This is a genomic window from Ornithinimicrobium flavum, assembly GCF_004526345.1.
Classification (GTDB): domain Bacteria; phylum Actinomycetota; class Actinomycetes; order Actinomycetales; family Dermatophilaceae; genus Ornithinicoccus; species Ornithinicoccus flavus.
The window spans coordinates 1,504,993-1,524,918 of sequence record NZ_CP038213.1 but is presented as its reverse complement, the minus strand read 5'-3'; the positions used below and the strand labels follow the sequence as shown (position 1 = coordinate 1,524,918).

13 protein-coding genes and 1 pseudogene are annotated in these 19,926 nt (G+C 73.7%); 13 read left to right on the top strand and 1 reads right to left on the bottom strand.

From position 1 onward, the window contains the following. Nucleotides 1-151 precede the first annotated feature (151 nt). From E3Z34_RS07045 to E3Z34_RS07025, 5 genes and pseudogenes are all read left to right on the top strand, one after another. Nucleotides 152-1,449, top strand: a pseudogene (locus tag E3Z34_RS07045) (Nramp family divalent metal transporter). 41 nt (nt 1,450-1,490) lie between these two features. Further along, the gene (locus E3Z34_RS07040) at nt 1,491-3,047 is read left to right on the top strand and encodes a TIGR02677 family protein (protein WP_134773036.1); all 1,557 of its coding nucleotides are present in this window, start codon (nt 1,491-1,493) and stop codon (nt 3,045-3,047) included. Further along, nucleotides 3,044-4,252, top strand: coding sequence for a TIGR02678 family protein (locus E3Z34_RS07035; RefSeq protein WP_134773035.1), 1,209 nt, complete (start codon nt 3,044-3,046; stop codon nt 4,250-4,252). The genes E3Z34_RS07040 and E3Z34_RS07035 overlap by 4 nt, the downstream gene beginning before the upstream one ends. Continuing rightward, nucleotides 4,249-8,328, top strand: a complete 4,080-nt coding sequence (locus E3Z34_RS07030) for a TIGR02680 family protein (protein ID WP_134773034.1) — start codon at nt 4,249-4,251, stop codon at nt 8,326-8,328. Before E3Z34_RS07035 ends, E3Z34_RS07030 begins: the two co-directional genes overlap by 4 nt. After that, nucleotides 8,325-9,551: a TIGR02679 family protein gene (locus E3Z34_RS07025; protein ID WP_158288629.1), complete on the top strand. Its 1,227-nt coding sequence runs from the start codon at nt 8,325-8,327 to the stop codon at nt 9,549-9,551. The genes E3Z34_RS07030 and E3Z34_RS07025 overlap by 4 nt, the downstream gene beginning before the upstream one ends. A 290-nt stretch (nt 9,552-9,841) precedes the next feature. Here the strand turns inward: E3Z34_RS07025 and E3Z34_RS07020 are convergent, their stop codons facing one another. After that, nucleotides 9,842-10,768 (bottom strand): sugar-binding transcriptional regulator, encoded by a 927-nt coding sequence (locus tag E3Z34_RS07020; RefSeq protein ID WP_158288628.1) that lies wholly within the window; start codon nt 10,766-10,768, stop codon nt 9,842-9,844. A gap of 160 nt (nt 10,769-10,928) precedes the next feature. On the opposite strand from E3Z34_RS07020, the gene E3Z34_RS07015 reads away from it, so the two are divergent. Genes E3Z34_RS07015 through E3Z34_RS06980 form a run of 8 tightly spaced genes read left to right on the top strand, consistent with a single transcriptional unit; the run spans nt 10,929 to nt 19,854 of the window. Continuing rightward, nucleotides 10,929-12,326 (top strand): ABC transporter substrate-binding protein, encoded by a 1,398-nt coding sequence (locus E3Z34_RS07015; protein WP_134773031.1) that lies wholly within the window; start codon nt 10,929-10,931, stop codon nt 12,324-12,326. Continuing rightward, nucleotides 12,323-13,270: a carbohydrate ABC transporter permease gene (locus tag E3Z34_RS07010; protein WP_134773030.1), complete on the top strand. Its 948-nt coding sequence runs from the start codon at nt 12,323-12,325 to the stop codon at nt 13,268-13,270. The genes E3Z34_RS07015 and E3Z34_RS07010 overlap by 4 nt, the downstream gene beginning before the upstream one ends. Then, nucleotides 13,267-14,130, top strand: a complete 864-nt coding sequence (locus tag E3Z34_RS07005) for a carbohydrate ABC transporter permease (RefSeq protein ID WP_134773029.1) — start codon at nt 13,267-13,269, stop codon at nt 14,128-14,130. The genes E3Z34_RS07010 and E3Z34_RS07005 overlap by 4 nt, the downstream gene beginning before the upstream one ends. Further along, nucleotides 14,130-15,626, top strand: a complete 1,497-nt coding sequence (locus tag E3Z34_RS07000) for a mannitol dehydrogenase family protein (protein WP_134773028.1) — start codon at nt 14,130-14,132, stop codon at nt 15,624-15,626. Before E3Z34_RS07005 ends, E3Z34_RS07000 begins: the two co-directional genes overlap by 1 nt. Beyond that, nucleotides 15,613-16,644 (top strand): NAD(P)-dependent alcohol dehydrogenase, encoded by a 1,032-nt coding sequence (locus E3Z34_RS06995; RefSeq protein WP_338043788.1) that lies wholly within the window; start codon nt 15,613-15,615, stop codon nt 16,642-16,644. The genes E3Z34_RS07000 and E3Z34_RS06995 overlap by 14 nt, the downstream gene beginning before the upstream one ends. 24 nt (nt 16,645-16,668) lie before the next feature. Beyond that, a complete protein-coding gene (locus E3Z34_RS06990; RefSeq protein WP_238695397.1) occupies nt 16,669-17,733 on the top strand; it encodes a zinc-dependent alcohol dehydrogenase family protein in 1,065 nt (354 codons plus the stop codon). Between the two features lie 7 nt (nt 17,734-17,740). Further along, on the top strand, nt 17,741-19,183 hold the full coding sequence (xylB, locus tag E3Z34_RS06985; RefSeq protein ID WP_134773027.1) for a xylulokinase: 1,443 nt from the start codon (nt 17,741-17,743) through the stop codon (nt 19,181-19,183). Beyond that, the gene (locus tag E3Z34_RS06980) at nt 19,180-19,854 is read left to right on the top strand and encodes a nucleoside/nucleotide kinase family protein (RefSeq protein WP_202977042.1); all 675 of its coding nucleotides are present in this window, start codon (nt 19,180-19,182) and stop codon (nt 19,852-19,854) included. Before xylB ends, E3Z34_RS06980 begins: the two co-directional genes overlap by 4 nt. Nucleotides 19,855-19,926: the final 72 nt, after the last annotated feature.

Here is a 19,926-nt window from a genome sequence, read left to right as displayed (position 1 = left end):
GTCGTGGACGTCAGTGTGGCCTCCCCGCCACCGGCCGTCGCGGGGACCGGGGACGGGTCGGGACGGACAGGACATCGGGAAGGGGCTGTCGTAGCCTGTCCCGCACCCGTCGACTGCCCCCGCGCTGGGCACGGCATACCTGGGAGGGACCATGAGCACCGAGGACTCAGGACGCAAGGTCGGCCATCTCGAGACGGTCGACGACGACCAGGGCAAGAAGGCTCGCTGGAAGGTCATCGGCCCGGGTCTGGTCGTGGCGGCCACCGGTGTCGGCGCGGCCGACATGGTGGCCACCCTGGCGGCCGGGTCGCGCTACGGCTACACGCTGCTCTGGGCGGTCATCGTCGGCGTGCTCCTCAAGATCGTGCTCGTCGAGGGCGCCGGGCGCTACACCCTGGCCACCGGATACACGATCTTCGAGGGGTGGCGCAGTCTCGGCCGGTGGACCACCTGGTACTTCGGGGCCCTACATCATGATCTGGGGCTTCGTCTACGGCGCCTCCGCGATGTCCTCGACGGCGCTGCCCCTCGCGGCCCTCTTCCCGCAGGTGCCGTTGACTGTCTGGGCGATCCTCATGGGCCTGCTCGGCTTCGCGATCGTGTGGTTCAACCGCTACGCCGTCTTCGAGAAGATCACCGCCGGGCTGGTCGGCATCATGTTCGTCAGCGTCGTGGGTCTGGCCATCATCGCCCTGCCCAACGTGCCGGAGATGCTCACCGGCCTGGTGCCGCGCATCCCCGAGGGTGGCCTCGTCTACACCCTTGCCCTGGCCGGCGGCGTCGGCGGCACGATCACCCTGGCCGCCTACGGCTACTGGCTGCGGGAGAAGGGGTGGTACACACCCAAGTGGATGAAGGTCATGCGCATCGACAACTCGATGGCCTACGTGCTCACCGGCATCTTCGTCACCGCGATGCTCATCGTCGGCGCGGAGGTCGTGCGCGCCGCCGGCGCCGCGATCAGTGCGGGGGACGAGGGGCTGCTCGACCTGTATGAGGTGCTGAAGGAGCGCTACGGCGACGTGATCGGCACCTGGTTCCTGGTCGGGTTCTGGGCGGCCGCGTTCTCCTCGATCATCGGCGTGTGGAACGGCGTCCCTGATGTTCGCCGACTTCTTAGGCAACATGCGGGGCGTCGAGTCGGGCCACCCCGACACCCGGGTCGGCGGGAAATACTTCAAGTTCTACCTACTGTGGCTGACCTTCCCGCCGATGCTGCTGCTCTTCCTCGGTCGCCCGATCGGACTGATCCTGGCCTACGGCGTGCTCGGCGCCCTCTTCATGCCGTTCCTGGCGCTCACGCTGCTGGGCCTGCTCAACGGGAGCCGGATCCCGAAGGAGTGGGCCAACAAGTGGTACCTCAACGCGACGCTCGGCCTCACGACGCTGATCTTCCTCGTGCTGGGCGTCAATCAGCTGTGGGGCGCCGTCGCGGACCTCCTGGGGTGAGCAGGGGCTGAAGACCGGGCGGGACTTCGTAGGCTGTGCCCATGTCCGACGGGGTGCTCCAGCCGGCCGAGCGGCTCACGCTCGGCGCGCTGCGGTATGCCGTCAACGACGAGGCGGGCACGTACCTGGCGATCATGCGGCTGTTCACCGCCGGGATCAGCGGCTTCCTCTCCGACCAGTCGGCCGACGAGATCACCGACCGGCTCCGCGAGCAGGGCGTCGAGCTCGACCGGGACACGGTGGACCAGCGCCTGTCCTACCTCGTCGAGCACGGCAACCTGGCCCGCAGTCCCAGGGAGACCGAGGCCCGCAGCGTCCGCGAGTACCTGCGCAACCGCTCCCGCTACCAGCTGACGCCTCGCGGCGAGCTCGTGCAGCGCCAGGTCGAGGAGCTGCTCACCCGGTCCGACGGCGCCCGTGAGGTGTCCAGCGAGATGCTGCCGGGCATGCTGGCCGGGCTCTCGAGGCTCGACCGGCTGTGCGGGCAGGGCCTGGACCGCGCCGACCCGACCGACGTCGCCACCCAGGCCTCCACCCTCTTCGCGCAGTTCGAGGTGCTGGTCACCTCGACCCGCCAGTTCTACTCCTACCTGGCCCAGGTGCTGACCCGCTTCGACCTGGGCCGTGACGAGTTCGTCCTGTTCAAGGGCGCGCTCATCGACTACCTCCAGCGCTTCGTCGACGAGATCTCGCGACACCTGCCGCAGATGGCCGACCAGCTGGTCGCCCTCGAGCCGCACGTGGTCCCGCTGTGCGACCGGGCCGCATCGGGCGGGCGCCTGGTCGCCCTCGACGGGAGCCAGGCGCAGCGGGCGCCCGGCCTGGACCCGGACGACTGGCGGAGCCTGCACGCGTGGTTCCTCGGCTCCCCCGGCCGCCGCGCCGACGCGGACAACGTCCGCCGGCTGGCCACCGACGCGCTGCGGGCGCTGCTCACCAACCTGCGGCGCATCGCCGCGGGCGCGGACCGTCACCAGAGCCGGTACGGCGACCTGGTGCGGCTGGCCGGGTGGTTCGACGACGCTCCCGACGACCGGGCGCACGAGCTGTGGGCCGCGGCGTTCGGCCTCTACGGCAGCCGACACCTCGCCTTCGCCGCCGAGACCGAGGGCGACCCCGTCCCCTCGACGCGCAGCTGGTGGGACGCCCCGGCCGCCGAGGTGCCGGTCGGGCTGCGGCTGCGCGGCGACCGGCAGGCGGGTGGCCGGGCGGCGGCACGGGCCGACTACACCGCGGCCAAGCAGGCGCGCCTCGCCGAGCGCGCCCAGCAGGAGGCCCGTCTGCGCGCCGCCGCGGCGGAGCTGGCCGCGCACGCCGGTCCCCTCTACGACCTGCGCGTCAGCGACGAGGCCCGCTCGGCCTTCCTGGACCTGTATGCCGCCGCGCTCACCCGGGCGGGCCGCCCGCTCGGGCCCACGGACACCGCACGGGCCCAGCTGCGCACCAGCAACACCTCGCTGTTCCTCGACGTGCGCCGCGAACCGGGCGCCGCCGTCCGGCTGCGCAGCCCCGCCGGGACGCTGGTGCTGCGTGACCTGGCGGTCGAGCTGCGCACCACCGAGCCGGCCGAGGAACAGGTCAGGAGAATCGAGGCATGAGCCTGGACGAGCGACCGGCTCCACCCACCGACCCCTACGCGGAGGCCGAGCGCCGCCGGGCCGCCCGCGCGCTCGTGCGCACCCCGCTGCTGCACGCCGACGGGCACGCCGACGACCTCGCCCTGGTCCGGCGCCACCAGCGCGAGCTCGTGCCGATGTTCGCCGACGGCCTCGGCTACCGCCTCGTCGTGGAGCCGACCCTGGCCCGCCTGGTCAAGACCGGCCTGCACCCCGACGCCACCCGGGGGCTGCGCCGTCGCAACGGCACCCCCTTCACCCCCCGGCGCTACGCGCTCCTGGCCCTGACCCTGGCCGCGCTGACCCGGGCCCGCCGTCAGGTCATGGTCGACGAGCTCGTGGCCGGCGTGCGGTCGGCCGCCGCCGACGCGGGCGTCGAGATCGACCTCGACGGGATCACCGACCGGCGCGCCCTGCACTCGGCGCTCACCGCCCTCGTCGACCTCGGCGTGCTCACCGAGCGCGACGGCGACCTCGAGCACTGGGCGGAACGGCATACCGAGTCCCTGCTCGACGTGCACCGCGACCGGCTCGCGGTCCTGGTGGCCGCGCCTCTGTCCACCTGCCGCACGCCCGAGGACGTCCTCACCGTCATGGAGGTGCCCTCCGCGGCCGGGGGCGCCCGGATCGCGGTCCGCCGTCACCTGCTGGAGCGCCCCGTCCTCTCGACCGAGGAGCTGAGCGAGGAGCAGGCCGGCTGGTGGCGACGCAACCGCGAGCGGGAGCGGGAGTGGTTCGCCCGCTGGTTCGGCCTGGAGCTGGAGATCCGTGCCGAGGGTGCACTGGCGCTGGACCGGGACGGGGAGCTGACCGACCTGACCTTCCCGGGAGCGGGGTCGGCCCGGCACTTCGCCCTCCTGCTCCTCGGCGAGCTGACCGAGGCGGCGCGGGGGCAGGACCACGACGGGGCGAGCGGCGCGTGGACGCCCGTCGCCACCTCCACGGCCAGGTCGGCCGCCGACCGCGTGTTCCGCACCTGGCGCCGCGGCCTGCGCAAGGCCCACCAGGCCGACCCCGACGCGCTGTGGGCGGAGGCGCTGGCGATCCTCGCGGCGACCGGTCTGGTGCGCGACGAGGGCTCGACGCTGCTCGTGCACGCCGCCGCCGCCCGCTACGCACCCCGGCCCGAGCTCGTCACCACCGCCGGCCCCGCCGGGGAGCGGTCGCTCTTCGAGGAGGACGTATGACCCTGCCCCTGCCCGGCCGCGGCCCGGCCGCCGCCGCCGGCGACGGCGCGTCCCGCTTCCGGCTGTCCCGCGCGGGGGTCCTCAACGTCTGGCAGTACGACGAACAGGTCTTCACCTTCGCCGACGGCCGCCTGCTGCTGCGCGGCGCCAACGGCGCCGGCAAGTCCAAGACGCTGGAGATGCTCCTGCCCTTCGCGCTGGACGGCGACAAGGCTCGGCTCACCGCGTCGGCCAAGCACCACACGAGCCTGCTGTGGCTGATGACCGACGGCGTCGAGGCCGGCAACCGGGTGGGCTACGTGTGGGTCGAGTTCGCCCGCACGACCGCTGACGGCGACGAGGAGCGCCTCACCTGCGGCGTCGGCATCCGCGCCTCCTCCAGCGCCCGGTCCGCGACGGCGTGGCACTTCGCGACCGACCAGCGCCTGGGTGACGACTTCGAGCTCGAGGACGCGGCGGGACCGCTCCCCCACGCCCGGCTGCGCGAAGTGCTGGGCGCCGACCACGTCTTCGACCGCGCGGCCGACTACAAGGCGCACGTCGGGCGGGCCCTCTTCGGCCTCGACCCGAGGAGCTACGACGAGGTGCTGCGCCTGCTCTACTGGCTGCGCCAGCCGCAGGTCGGGGAGGACATCGAGCCCGCCCGGCTCACCCAGCAGCTGTCCCAGGCGCTGCCCCAGCTCGACGAGCAGTCGGTCCGTGCGGCGGCCGACACCTTCGATGAGCTCACCGCCTTCGGCGAGCAGATCGACCGGCGCGCCGCCGCGGCCGCCGCGCTGACCGCGCTCGCGCAGGCGTATGCCGACTACGCGCGGGCCGTCCTGGCCGCCCGGAGCCGGACCGTCGTCGCCGTGGTCCAGGAGGAAGGGCGGCTGCGGACCGCGGTGCACCGGGCGGAGGAGACCCTGGCGGAGGTCGAGCAGCGGCAGGCCGGGGCGCGCTCGGCGCTGACCGCCGCGGAGGCCGGGGTGGCCGCGGACGAGGCGCGGCTGGCCACGCTGCGGGACAGCCCGGAGTTCCGCGACCAGCGGCGGCTGGGCGAGCTCGCCCAGCAGGCACGGCGCGACGCCGACCTCGCCCGGGACGCCGACGCGCGCGCCGAGCGTGCCCGCGGCGCGTCGGGGCGAACCGCGGGCGCGCTGGAGCGGGCCCGCGACGAGCTCGGGGCGACGCTCGACCAGCTGTCCGCCGCGGTGCGGACCACCGCCGACGGGCTGCGGCGCACCGTGCACGACGTCTCCCTCACGACCACCCTCACCGCGCAGTCGCTCACCGACGAGCCCGGGACCGCCGCCGACGTGGTCGCCGGGGGCCCGGTCGCCGCGGGCCTGGACCAGCTCGCCGACGCGCTCTCCGACGCCACCTCGGCGGTCACCCGACGGCGGGCCGGCGTGGGCGTCGTGCGTGGGGCGGCCGAGACTCTCGCCGACGCCGAGGTCCGCCAGTCGGGGGCCGAGCGGGAGGCGGAGCAGGCGGAGGCCCGCTGGGAGGAGGCCCGGTCCCTGCGGACGGAGGCCGAGGTCGAGGCCGACCGGCAGGTCGACCTGCTGCTCGACGCACTCACCGGCTGGGCGGGTGCGGAGGGCACGCCGGAGGTGGCCCTGCCGGCCGAGCTGACCCCTCAGGCCGTCGGCGACCTCGGTCGGCTCGCGGCCGGAGCCGCCGGACCACGGCTGGCCGAGCTGCGCGAGACGGGCGCGCGCGCCGGGGCCGCCGCCCGGACCGCCCAGGAGCAGCTCGGGCTGCTGCACACCCAACGCGCGACCGTCGAGTCCGAGCGCGACCCGGCACCCCCACCGCCTCCCCTCCCCCGCGCCGCCCGGCCGGACGGGTCGGCCCTGTGGCAGGTCGTCGACTTCGCCGACCACCTCTCGCGGGAGGAACGTGCCGGCCTGGAGGCGGCGCTGCAGGCCTCGGGGCTGCTCGACGCCTGGGTCCGACCCGGCGGACGGCTGCTGGACGCGGGGCTGCGCGACATCGTGCTGGTCGCGGGTCCGCCGGTCTCGCCGTCCCTGGCGCAGACCCTCGTCGTCGACCTGCCCGAGGGCAGCGACGTCGCCGAGTCCGACGTCGCGGCGGTGCTGGGCGGCATCGGGCTGGGCAGCGACGGTCCGGGTCCTCGCATCGGCACGGACGGCTCCTGGCGCCTCGGGCCGGCCCACGGCCACGCCGGCAAGGACCTGGCGCAGTACGTCGGCGCCCCCGCCCGGGCCGCGGAGCGCGCCCGGAGACTGGCCGCCCTGGACGCCGAGATCGCCGCGCAGCAGCAGCAGCTGGAGCGCAGCGAGCGGGAGCGGGCCGAGGCCGGTGCCGGCGTCACCGCCCTGGAGGCGTGGGTGGCCGCGGTGCCCAGCGGGCGGGACCTGCTCTCCGCCTGGCAGCGCGCCGAGCTGCTGCTGGAGACCGAGCAGCGCGAGGAGGGCCACAACCAGCGGGCGCAGTCGGCCGCCCAGGCCGCGCGGGCAGAGACCGCCCGCCTCGCCGAGGAGCTGCGGCGCATCGCCACGGAGCACGACCTGCCGCCCGAGCGCACCGCCCTCGACGCGGTCGAGGAGGCGCTGCGAGCCCTGGCCGTGGACCTGCGCGACCTCGACCGCCAGGTCCCGCACGTCCGGGGGCTGCTGGCCACCTGGTCCCGCGCCGCCGACGACCACGCCCTCTCCGTGCAGACCCAGGAGGCCGACGAGGCGGCGGCCGACCAGGCACGCCGGCGGGCGGACGTCGCCGCCGCCGCGCACGAGGAGCTGCGCTCCAGCGTCGGCGACTCCGTCGCCGAGCTCGACCGCCGGATCACGGCCACCCGGACGACCCTCGAGGAGCACCGCCGCACGGTCGTCGCCTCCCGCCGGTCGCTCGAGGACCTGCTGGTGGAGCTCGGTCAGGGTCGCACCGGCGTCGACGCGGCCCGGCAGCGCCTCGCCGACCACGCCGACACCCGCGCAGCCACCCTCGCCGCCCTCGTCGAGGCGCTGCGGGTGGACGGGCTGGGCGAGGCGGCCGAGGTAGCCCCGGAGTCCACCGACGCGCTGCTGGCCCTCGCCGCGCTGGACCCCACGGCGCCCGTCCCCCGCGCCTCCGTGACCGCCGCCCGCGCCCTCACCGGGCTCAGCGAGGCCGAGGTGCCCTCCGTGACCACCCGCCTCTACGAGCGCCACAGCAGCGCCACCAGCGGGCCCGCGGCCGAGCACCAGCCCGCGCTGGCGACCCTGGGCGAGCTGCATACCGTCTCCGGCCGCGACGAGGCGGGCGAGGCCGCGGTGACGGCCCTGGCCCGTCGGGTGGCGGCGGGGGTGGAGCGCGACCGGGAGCTGCTGACGAGGCGGGAGCGCCAGCAGTTCGAGCGGCACGTCCTCGGCGAGCTCGGCGAGACCCTGCGGCGCTGCCGGCGCGACGCCCAGGAGCTGGTCGAGGCGATGAACGCCCAGCTCGGGCACGTGACCACGTCCCAGGGCATCCGGGTACGGCTGGACTGGAAGCTGCGCGACGACGTCGCCGCCGAGGCGCGCGAGGCCGTCGACCTGCTCACCCAGCCGGTCGGCGCGCTGCTGCCCGAGGAGCGGGCCAAGCTCCACGACGCGCTGCACCGCCTCATCGAGGCCTCCCGCGCCGAGCACCCCGAGCTGTCCTACTCCGAGCACCTGGCCGCCGCGCTGGACTACCGCACGTGGTTCGCGTTCACCATCCGCTACACCCGCCCCGAGGCCCTGGGCCGGTGGGAGCGGCTGCACCGCCGCTCGCCGCTGTCCCAGGGGGAGCAGAAGGTGCTCTGCTACCTGCCACTCTTCGCCGCCGCCGCCGCGCACTTCACCTCGCTGGCCGGCGCCGCGCCCCACGCCCCGCGTCTCGTCCTCCTCGACGACGCCTTCCCCAAGATCGACGTGCGCACCCACCCGCTGCTCTTCGGTCTCCTCGTCCAGCTCGACCTGGACTTCGTCATCACCAGCGAGCGGCTGTGGGGCGACCACCCGACCGTGCCGTCGCTGGCGATCTACGAGGCGCTGCGCGACCCGGCGCAGCGGGGCATCGCCCAGTACGAGTACCGCTGGGACGGCCGGACCCTGGAGAGCGTGGGGTGAGCGACCTGCCCCCGTGGCTGGCCGACGCCGCGCTCGGCCCCACGTGGGCGCGCATCCGGGACCGGTTCGAGCAGGCCGGGCTCGAGCCGCAGGGGTATGTCGTGCTCGCTCCCGCCACGCGCGTGGAGCGGCAGGCGCTCGCCGCCCTGCTCGGCCGCACCACCGTCCGGGACCGGCAGCGGGTCGCCCTGGACGCGCTGGACGCCCGGTTGCGCGAGCGGTCCGGGGTCGGCGGCCTCCTGGAGGTGCTCACCCTCGTCACCGGGAGCGCCCCGCGGGACCGCCCGGCCTCCCGCGCGGCCCGGGACACCGCCCGGGAGACGCCGCTGGCCCTGGCCGCCGAGCTGGTCCGCACGCCGTGGGCGCAGGAGTGGGTGGCCGGCCTGCGGCGCACGGGCGTGCTGACGTCTCGGCCCGACGCGGAGCAGGTCGTGCGCGGGGCGGCGGCCGTCCTCGGCGCGCTGCCCGCACCGGGGTCGGCACGGCATACCGTCTCCCGGGTCGAGCTGGGTGCGCGGCTGCTCGGGGACGCCCACGCCCTGGACCGGGACAATGTCGTCCACCACGTGGTGCTCCGCGGCCTGGCCGCCGCGGCCGGTGTGGCCGTCCCGGCGTCCGCCCGGGGGCGGGAGGAGCTGTGGGCGGCGGTCGGGGTGGCTCCCGACCTGGTCTCGCGCACCTGCCTGCTGTGGCGTCTGCGTCTCGTGGGCGACGACCCGCTCGCCCGGCGGCTGGCCAGCGCGGCTGCGGCCGGCGATCCGGTGCACGTGACCGCGTGGGACCTGCGCCGCGCCGATGCCGTGGTCCCGGTCGTCGACCGGCCGGTCCTGGTGTGCGAGAACCCGCGCGTGCTGGAGGCCGTCGCCGAGAGCTCGATCGACGGCTGGGCGGTCGTGTGCACCGCGGGCGAGCCCAACCTGGTCGTGGACGAGGTGCTCGGCCTGCTCGCCGCGGCCGGGGCGGACCTGCGCTACCACGGCGACTTCGACTGGCCCGGCGTCGCGCTGGCCGAGCGGGCGGTCGCCCGGCACGGGGTGCGGCCGTGGCGGATGAGCGTGGACGACTACCTGGCCGGGCTGACCATGGGCGGCCCGGAGCTGGTGGGGGCGCCGGTCGAGCCCTCCTGGGACCCGGAGCTGGGTGCGGCGATGCGCCGGCACGGGCGGGCCGTGCACGAGGAGACGGTCCTGGGCGCCCTGCTCGACGCGCTCGGCAGCCCGTAGATTCGGGCCGTCCCCCTCCGGACCCCCTGCTCGACGCTGAAGTGCGTCCCGCGATCCTCGTCACGCGACAGTCGGGGACGTGTCCGACTTCCGCGTGCCGAGATCTGCGGGACGCCGCCGTGCGCCGGTGGGTCCCTCCTCCCTGAGGCGGCAGGGGACACCCGTCAGCGGACGAATATCGCGGATCGTCGGTCAGGCTCGTTGATCGACGATCCGCGATATTTCCTCACGGACCCCTGTGCCTCCTCGCTCGAGCACGCGCCGTTGCCGGGGACGCTCGCCGAGCCGTGTCAGGGGACGTCCAGCAGCGCGTCCGCGATCTCTGCCGTGACGACGAGCGCGTTGACGAGTCCCCCTCGCAACGCAGGAACCAGCGCCGGCATCCGCGACAGCTGGTGACAGCTGGCGAGCACCGTGGGAATCCCGACGAGCTGCTCCCCGCTCAGCGCGATCACCCTCCGGGAGAGGGGAGGCTCGACGAGACGCCCCTGCTCGTCGAAGAAGACCCCGGCGATCTCGCCGACGGTGTTGACGGCGACCACCTCGTCACGGGCCGCCTCGTCGACGAGGTCGTAGATGGTCGACTCCCCCGGAGCCCAGGCCCCGATGCCCACCATCGCCACCGTCACGGTGCTCGCGGCGGCCAGGGTGTCGCGCACCGCGGGATCACGGCGCACCGCCTCGGCCGCCTGCTCGTCGGGCATGACCAGAGGTGCGAAGAAGACCTGCCGCCCACCACCGGCGATCCGGGACGCGCGACGCACGATGTCGACCGTGCTGCTGTCCACAGAGGTTGTCGCCGCCGCGCCGCTGAGCTGCACGATCGGCACCCGCGGCAGCGTGACCAGGGAGTCGACCATGGCGTGCACCGACCGGCTCCACGGCATACCCAGCACGTCCTGCGGGCCGAGCAGCCTGCCCAGCAGCTCGGCCGCTGCCCGCGCGACGTCCAGCTGCGCCGTGGCCGAGCCGGGCACGACCCAGCACTCGCGCAGGCCCCACCTGCTGCTGACCCGTGCCGCGAGCTCGAGCATCTGCTCCTCGACCGGCTCGACGATCTCGATCCGCACCATCCCGGCCTCCTTGGCCAGGTCCAGCAGGCGGGCGACCTTGAAGCGGCTCAGGCCGAGCTCGGCCGCGATGTCGACCTTGGACTCGCCGTCCAGGTAGTACCGACGCGCCACGGCGGCAGCAGCACGCCGCTCACCCGAGCCCAAGACGTCTCCTCGCCCCATCGCCTGCCGCCTCTCCGTCCGGGATCCCGACCCACGGCGTCGGGAAGGCCTTGACACCCCAGCAGAAAGATAGTTGACTCGATCACCTGCGCTCAAGCGTGCACGACAGTTGCTCGTTTGAGCCCGACGAAGGGGAGAGACAGTGCAACGACGCAGACGGGCACGGACCACGACGGCGCTGGCCCTGTCCCTCGCCGCCTCGCTCTCGCTCAGCGCCTGCACCCTGGGCTGGGCGGGTGGCGGCTCGGGGGCGGAGGGGTCACTGAACGTGATCATGGTGAACAACCCGCAGATGGCCGATCTCCAGCGGCTGACCGAGGAGCACTTCACCGCCGAGACGGGGATCACGGTCAACTACACGATCCTGCCGGAGAACGACCTCCGCGACCGGGTCAGCCAGGAGTTCACCAGCCAGTCGGGGCAGTATGACGTGGCCACCCTCTCCAACTTCGAGATCCCGATCTACGCGCGGGCCGGGTGGGTCGCCAACCTCGACGACTACATCGCCGGCGACCCGGACTTCGACCAGGACGACATCCTCGCGCCGATGACGACGTCGCTGACGGTCGACGGCAGCGTCTACGGGGAGCCGTTCTACGGCGAGTCGTCGTTCCTGATGTACCGCAAGGACATCCTGGACCGTGAGGGCATCGCGATGCCTGAGCAGCCCACCTGGCAGGAGGTCGCCGACATCGCCGCCCAGGTGGACGGGGCCGAGCCCGGCATGTCCGGCATCTGTCTGCGCGGGCAGCCCGGCTGGGGCCAGATCTTCGCCCCTCTGACCACCGTGGTCAACACCTTCGGCGGCACCTGGTTCGAGTCCGACGAGCAGAACTCCACGAGCGGGATGACACCGATGGTCAACTCGCCGGAGTTCACCGAGGCCGTCACCTTCTACGTCGACCTGGTGCGTGAGCACGGTCAGCGCGGCGCGCCCAACTCCGGCTTCGTCGAGTGCCTCAACAACCTGACGCAGGGCAACTCGGCGATGTGGTACGACGCGACCTCGGCCGCCGGCTCGCTCGAGGCCGACGGCTCCCCCGTGCAGGGCCTGCTCGGCTACGCGCCCGCACCGGTGGTCGAGACGGACAGCTCCGGGTGGCTCTACGCCTGGTCGTTCGCGGTCCAGGAAGCCTCGGAGAACAAGGACGACGCGTGGGAGTTCATCTCCTGGGCCTCGAGCAAGGAGTACGAGGAGCTGGTCGGCGAGCAGGTCGGGTGGGCCCAGGTGCCGTCCGGCAAGCGGGCCTCCACCTACGAGAACCCCGACTACCTCGAGGTCGCGGGAGCGTTCGCCGAGCCGACCAGGCAGGCGATCGAGGCCGCCGACCCGGAGAACCCCGGCCTGCAGCCCCGGCCCGCGATGGGCATCCAGTTCATCGGCCTGCCCGAGTTCCCCGAGCTCGGCACCCAGGTCAGCCAGGACATCAGCGCCGCGATCGCGGGACGGATGAGCGTCGAGGACGCCCTCGCCCAGGGCCAGCAGCTGGCCGAGGACATCGCCGAACGCTACGAGGCACGAGAGGAGCGCGACCGATGAGCACCGAAGTGGCCGCCGACGCCGTCCGGACGGGGGCACCACCGCCCGCCGAGCGACGGCAGAGCGGGATGTCGGAGACGTGGCGCCGCCGGCTGCCGCTGCTGCCCGCCCTGATCTTCGTGATCGTGCTGACCCAGCTGCCGTTCATAGGCACGCTGATCGTCTCGTTCATGGACTGGAACTCCTACTACCCGGACGACCGCGGGTTCGCCGGGTTCAGCAACTACGCACGGGTCTTCACGGACGTCAACGCCCGCTCGGCGGTGGTCGTCACCGTCGTCCTGACCGTGAGCGTGGTGCTCATCTGCCTCATCCTGGGTCTGGTCATCGCGCTCCTGCTGGACCGGAAGTTCCCCGGCCGCGGCGTGGTGCGCACGATGATGATCACGCCGTTCCTGCTGGTGCCGATCGCGGCGGCCCTGCTGTGGAAGCACGCGCTCTACAACCCCGAGTACGGCCTGTTCAACGGCCTGCTCACCATCTTCCTCGGCGACGACGCCCCCCAGCCCGACTGGGTCGGCAGCATGCCGCTGCCGGCCCTGATCGCGGCGATCTCCTGGCAGTGGACGCCGTTCATGATGCTCATCCTGCTGGCCGGGCTGCAGAGCCGGCCGATGGACGTCGTCGAGGCGGCGCGCATCGACGGCGCGAGCAGCTGGCAGATCTTCCGGCACATGACGCTGCCGCACCTGCGCCCCTACATCGAGCTCAGCGTGCTGCTCGGCACCATCTACGTGGTGCAGAACTTCGACCACGTCTTCACCATCACGGCCGGCGCCACCGGCAGCGCCAACCTGCCCTACTTCGTCTACCAGACCTTCTACACCGCACAGGACTACGGCCGCGCCTCGGCAGCCGGCGTGGTCACGGTGGCGGGCACCCTCATCGTGTCGATGCTCGCCCTCCGGACCGTCTTCACCGTCTTCCAGGAGGAGTCACGATGACCATCGCCCTGAAGCCCCCGAGCCAGCGTCGGTCGCCGTTCCGCGACAAGGCCGGTCGCCAGGGCCTCGGCCTGGCGATCCTGGCCTGGGCGATCGGCCTGCTCTTCTTCATCCCGTTCCTGTGGATGGTGCTGGTGTCCTTCCGGAGCGAGACGGATGCGGCGACCAACCCGCCGCAGCTGTTCGCCCCCTTCAGCGTGGAGGGCTACCGCAACTTCTTCGGGGCGGACCCGTGGGGGCCGCTGCTCAACTCCCTGACCGCCAGCGTGCTGTCGACGGCGCTGGTCATCCTCCTGGCCTTCCCGGCGGCCTACGCGCTGTCGATCCGACCGGTGAAGAAGTGGCAGGACGTGCTGTTCTTCATGCTCTCCACCAAGATGCTGCCGATCGTCGCCGCGATCCTGCCGATCTACCTGTTCGCGCAGTTCTCCGGGCTGCTGGACAACATCGTGCTGCTCACCATCTTCTACACGTCGATGAACCTGCCGATCGCCATCTGGATGCTGCGCTCGTTCCTCGCGGAGGTTCCGGTGGAGATGATCGAGGCGGCGCAGATCGACGGGGCGAACCTGACGACCACCCTGCGCCAGGTGATCGCCCCGGTCGTGATGCCCGGCATCGCCGCGGCGGCGCTCATCTGCTTCATCTTCAGCTGGAACGAGCTGCTCCTCGCCCGCGTCCTGACCAGCACCGTCGCCCAGACCGCGCCCGTCTACCTCACCGGCTTCGTCACCAGCCAGGGCCTGTTCCTGGCGCAGGTCTGCGCGGCCAGCCTGGTCGTCTCGGTCCCGGTCCTGGCCGCCGGCTTCGCCGCGCAGGACAAGCTGGTCACAGGCCTGTCCATGGGCGCCGTGCGGTGATGCCGGTCCCCCTCAGCGACGAGACCCTGGACGAGCTGCCCCACACGGTGGCCCGGCCCACCTACGACCGCTCGACCCTGACCCCCGGCATCGTCCACCTCGGCGTCGGCGGCTTCCACCGGGCGCACGAGGCGATGTACCTCGACCGTCTCATGGAGGACGGCCGCGACTCCGACTGGGCGATCGTGGGGGTCGGCACGATGCCCGGCGACGTCCGCATGCGCGACGCCCTCAAGGGGCAGGACTGCCTCTACACGCTGGTGCTCAAGCATCCTGACGGGAGGCTGGAGCCGCGGGTCATCGGCTCCATGGTCGACTACCTCTTCGCCCCGGACGACCCCGAGGCGGTGCTGGCCGCCATGGTCGACCCCCGGGTCCGGATCGTCTCCCTGACCATCACCGAGGGCGGCTACCACGTCAACCAGGTGACCGGCCGCTTCGACCCCGACGACCCGGCCCTGCAGGCCGACCTCGACTCCCCCGGCACCCCGCGCAGCGCATTCGGCTTCATCTGCGAGGCGCTGCGCCGGCGCCGGGCGGCCGGGACCGAGCCGTTCACCGTGCTCTCCTGCGACAACCTGCCTGGCAACGGCGACGTCGCCCGGGCGATGATCGGCGCCTTCGCAGCTCTGCAGGACGACCGCTCGCCGGGCAGCGAGCCGCTGGCCCCCTGGCTCGCCGAGCACGTCGCGTTCCCCAGCTCGATGGTCGACCGCATCACCCCGGTGACCAGCCAGGAGGACATCACGGCGCTGGCCGAGCAGTTCGGGGTGGAGGACGCGTGGCCGGTGGTCTGCGAGCCGTTCACCCAGTGGGTGCTTGAGGACTCCTTCCCCACCGGACGCCCCGCCTTCGAGGCAGCCGGCGCCCAGGTCGTCGACGACGTCGTCCCCTACGAGCTGATGAAGCTCCGCCTGCTCAACGCCAGCCACCAGGCGCTGTGCTACCTCGGCTACCTCGCCGGCTACCGCTACGCCCACGAGGTCTGCCAGGACCCGCTCTTCGTCACGTTCCTGCTCGGCTACATGGAGCACGAGGGCACGCCCACCCTGCCCGAGGTCCCGGGCGTCGACCTCGACGCCTACCGCCGCGAGCTCATCGACCGCTTCGCCAACCCCGAGGTGCGCGACACCCTGGCGCGCCTGTGCGCGGAGTCCAGCGACCGCATACCGAAGTGGTTGGTGCCGGTGATCCGGCACAACCTCGAGCGCGGCGGCCGGATCGACTCCTCCGCGCTCGTCGTCGCCTCCTGGGCCCGGTATGCCGAGGGGGTGGACGAGCAGGGCGAGCCGATCGAGGTGGTCGACCGGTTCAGGGACACGGTGATGGCGGCGGCCGCGCGGCAGCGCGAGGAGCCGCTCGCCTTCCTCGAGGACGAGTCCTTCTTCGGCGACCTGCGGCACGACGAGCGGTTCACCACCGCATACCTCGGGTTCCTCCGGTCGTTGCACGACAAGGGTGCCCGCGCGACCCTGGAGGACCATGTCAACGGCTGACGACCGCGGGACGACGCGGACCGCCGTCCTGCTCGAGCCCGGCACGATCCAGGTCCAGGAGCGCCCGCGCCCGCAGCCCGGGCACGACGAGGTCCTCATCCAGGTCACCTCGGTCGGGGTGTGCGGGTCCGACACGCACTACTACACGCACGGACGGATCGGCTCGTATGCCGTGACGGCGCCGCTGGTCCTCGGTCACGAGTCGGCCGGGGTCATCGTCGGCGTCGGCGCGGACGTGGACCCCGCCCGCGTCGGGCAGCGGGTCTCGATCGAGCCCGGCGTGCCGTGCCGGCAGTGCGAGCAGTGCCTGTCCGGTCGCTACAACCTGTGCCCGGCCATGGTCTTCCACGCCACCCCGCCGGTCGACGGCTCGCTCAGCGAGCTCATCGTGCACCACTCCGCCTTCGCCCACCCCGTGCCGGACGAGGTGGGGGACGACGCCGCCGCGATGGTCGAGCCGCTCTCGGTCGCGCTGTGGGCCTGCCGCAAGGCCGCCGTCGGCACCGGCGACCGCGTGCTCGTCACCGGGGCCGGGCCGGTCGGGCTGCTCTGCGCCCAGGTGGCGCGCGTGGCGGGTGCGGCCGAGGTCGTGGTCGTCGACGTCAACCCGCACCGGCTCGCGGTCGCGGCCGCGCACGGTGCCACGGACACGGTGGACGCCAGCGAGGTGTCGCTGCCCGACTGGTACGGCGAGCGCCCCGACCCCCACGTGCTGCTGGAGTGCAGCGGCCACGCCGGCTCGACGCTGGCCGGTCTGCGGTCGCTGTCCCCGGCCGGGCGGGCCGTGCTGGTCGGCATGGGCGGCGACACCCTCGCCCTGCCGCTCTCGCTCGTCCAGGAGCGCGAGCTCCTGGTGACCGGGGTCTTCCGCTACGCCAACACCTGGCCCACGGCCATCGCTCTGCTCGCTGCGGGCAGGTGCGGCTGGACGACCTCGTCACCGGGCACTTCCGGCTCGACCAGACCGCCGAGGCGCTCACCGCGGCGACGGACGACCCGCGGGCCATCAAGTCGATGATCCACCCCCAGAGCTGAGGAACACGTGCCGACGACCCTGCCCTCCACCATGCGCGGCGTCCGGCTCCCGGGCGACTCCACCGTCGAGCACGTCACCGTCGACGTGCCCGAGCCGGGGCCGGGCCAGGTGCTGCTCAAGATGCGCGCCTCGAGCATCTGCGGGTCGGACATCCGGGCGATCTACCGCGAGCACCTCGGCGTCGGCGCCGAGGCCTACCAGGGTGTCGTCGCCGGACACGAGCCGTGCGGGGAGGTCGTCGCCGTGGGGCCGAGAGCCCGTCGGCTCTCCCCCGGCGACCGGGTCGTCGTCTACCACATCAGCGGGTGCGGCCAGTGCGAGGAGTGCCGCCGCGGCTACCCCGTCGGGTGCTCCTCCGAGCACCGGGCGGCGCACGGCTGGCAGCGCGACGGCGGGCACGCCGACTACCTGCTGGCCGAGGAGGTCAGCTGCCTGCTGCTGCCCGAGCCGCTGACCTTCGTCGACGGGGCGCTGGTCTCCTGCGGCTTCGGCACCGCCTACGAGGGCCTGCTCAGAGGCCAGGTCAGCGGCCGCGACACGCTCCTGGTCACCGGCCTCGGGCCGGTCGGGCTGGCGGCGGCGTTGCTGGGCCGTCACCTCGGCGCCCGCCGGGTCATCGGTATGGACCCCGTCGCCAGCCGGGTGGAGCTGGCCCAGCGCCTGGACCTGCTCGACGTGGCGGTGACCGACCCGGCCGACCTGGCGGAGGCGGTCGGCTCGGCCACCGACGGCCGGGGCTGCGAGGTGGCGATCGACTGCTCCGGCCACCCCGACGCCCGACTGGCCGCGCTGCGGCATACCCGGCACTGGGGTCGGTGCGTCCTGGTGGGCGAGGGCGGCACGATGACGATGGACGTCTCGCCGCTGCTCATCCACCCGCAGATCAGCGTGCACGGGTCGTGGGTGTCGTCGGTGCAGCACATGGCCGAGCTGCTCGAGATGCTCGTGCGGTGGGGCGAGCATCCTGAGAGGATCGTGACCCATCGCTACCCGCTGAGCGAGGCCGGCGCGGCCTACGAGGTCGCCGACGGTGGGCAGGCGGGCAAGGTCTGCATCGTCTGGGAGGACTGAGGCACTGATGAACGCCCCCACCCTGGTCGCCGGGGTCGACAGCTCCACGCAGTCGTGCAAGGTGATGGTCTGCGAAGCCCGCACCGGCGAGGTGGTGCGCACCGGCCGCGCGTCCCATCCCGACGGCACCGAGGTGCACCCTGACCACTGGTGGAGCGCCCTGCACGAGGCGACCTCCGGTGGGTTGCTGGAGGGAGTGTCGGCGATCTCCGTCGCCGGTCAGCAGCACGGCATGGTGTGCCTCGACGAGGACCAGCAGGTGGTCCGCCCGGCGCTGCTCTGGAACGACACCCGGTCGGCCCCGGACGCGCTCGACCTCATCGACGAGCTCGGCGGACCGCAGGCGTGGGCGGAGGCGATCGGCGTCGTGCCGGTCGCCGCGATCACCGTCACCAAGCTGCGCTGGCTGGCCCGCAACGAGCCGGACTCCCTGGCGCGCACGCGCACCGTCGTGCTGCCGCACGACTGGCTGACGAGCCGGCTGCTCGCCGGCGACGCACCGGTGAGCAGGTGGGTCACCGACCGGTCCGACGCGTCCGGCACCGGCTATTTCTCCGCCTCCACCGACGCCTACCACGAAGACCTCCTGCGCCTGGCGACCGGCCGCGGCGACCTCGAGCTGCCGGAGGTGCTCGGCCCCGCCACCGCTGCCGGCCGGAGCCCGGGAGGCCTGGTCGGCCCCGGGGGTCTGGTGGTCGGACCCGGCGCCGGCGACAACGCGGCGGCGGCGCTGGGGCTCGGCCTGGGCGGCGGGGACGTGGCCGTCTCGCTGGGCACGAGCGGCACCGCCTTCGCCTCGCACCCACGGCCCACCTCGGACCCCACGGGCGAGGTCGCCGGCTTCGCCGACGCCGCCGGGGGTCATCTGCCGCTCATGTGCACGCTCAACGCCGCCCGCGTGCTGGGCGCCGGGGCCACGGCGCTCGGCACGGACCTGGCCGGGCTCGAGCGGCTGGCGCTCGAGGCGCAGCCCGGCGCGGGCGGGCTCACCCTGCTCCCCTACCTCGACGGCGAGCGGACCCCCAACCTGCCGACGGCGAGCGGCACCCTGTCCGGCATGACCCGCGACAACCTCACCCCCGCCAACGTGGCCCGGGCCTTCGTCGAGGGCATGCTGCTCAACGTCGCCGCCGGCGTCGACGCCCTCCGCCGCGAGGGGGTGGACGTCGACCGGGTCCTCCTCATCGGCGGCGCGACGGGGTCGGCAGCCGTCCGGGAGATCGCCGCGACCTTCATCGGCGTCCCGCTCGTCGTGCCCCGTCCCGGCGAGTACGTCGCCCGCGGCGCCGCGCTCCAGGCCGCCTGGGTGCTCTCCGGCGAGGAGACCTGCCCGCAGTGGGCGGCGGTGGACACCGTCGTCGGCGCGGAGCCGGTCCTCGACCCGTCGGTGGAGGAGATCAAGGGCCGGTATGCCGAGCTCCTCGCCACCGTGCACGGCGTGCGGCAGTGACGTCTCCTCCTGAGGACGCTGCCGGTCCCGCCGCAGCCCTCGAGCCACCTCCGGACACGCTCGCCACGCTGGTCGAGGACGCCCGCCGCCTCGCAGCGCGCCCCGGACGCACCATCCTCGGGCTGACCGGGGCGCCCGGCGCCGGCAAGTCGACGGTCGCCGCGGCCCTGGCCGACGAGCTGGGGCCCGAGCTGGTCGCGCTGGCGCCGATGGACGGCTTCCACCTCGACGACGCGATCCTGCACGCCCGCGGGGCCCGCGGCCGCAAGGGCGCCATCGACACCTTCGACGACGCCGGGTATGCCGCTCTCCTCACCCGCCTGCGCTCCCAGGCGGCGGACGAGGTCGTCTACGCCCCGCGCTACGACCGCGACCTCGAGACCTCGATCGGCTCAGCCCTGCCCATCTCTCCGTCTGTGCCGCTCGTGGTCACCGAGGGCAACTACCTGCTCGCCCGCACCGGCGCGTGGCCGCGGGCCTGCGCTGCCCTGGACGAGGTGTGGTTCCTCGACCTCGACCCGGCGGTGCGTGAGTCGCGGCTGGTCGAGCGGCACGTCCGGCACGGCGAGGACCCTGCGCGGGCGCACGAGCGGGCGTCCGGGCCGGACCACGACAACGCGGTCGCGATAGAGGCCCTCAGGGATGGAGCGACGCGCGTCGTGCGGCTGTGAGTCACCTGGCCCGTTCCACACCCGCCGCTGCGAAGTCTCCGCCCGTGAAGAGCATCGGCTCACCGGTGACCC

Coding starts and splice junctions, on each gene's coding strand:
- E3Z34_RS07035 (WP_134773035.1), top strand. CDS start 3,044: ATGAGCCTGGACGAGCGACCGGCTCCACCCACCGACCCCTACGCGGAG.
- E3Z34_RS07005 (WP_134773029.1), top strand. CDS start 13,267: ATGACCATCGCCCTGAAGCCCCCGAGCCAGCGTCGGTCGCCGTTCCGC.
- xylB (WP_134773027.1), top strand. CDS start 17,741: ATGAACGCCCCCACCCTGGTCGCCGGGGTCGACAGCTCCACGCAGTCG.
- E3Z34_RS07030 (WP_134773034.1), top strand. CDS start 4,249: ATGACCCTGCCCCTGCCCGGCCGCGGCCCGGCCGCCGCCGCCGGCGAC.
- E3Z34_RS06995 (WP_338043788.1), top strand. CDS start 15,613: ATGTCAACGGCTGACGACCGCGGGACGACGCGGACCGCCGTCCTGCTC.
- E3Z34_RS07040 (WP_134773036.1), top strand. CDS start 1,491: ATGTCCGACGGGGTGCTCCAGCCGGCCGAGCGGCTCACGCTCGGCGCG.
- E3Z34_RS07010 (WP_134773030.1), top strand. CDS start 12,323: ATGAGCACCGAAGTGGCCGCCGACGCCGTCCGGACGGGGGCACCACCG.
- E3Z34_RS07000 (WP_134773028.1), top strand. CDS start 14,130: ATGCCGGTCCCCCTCAGCGACGAGACCCTGGACGAGCTGCCCCACACG.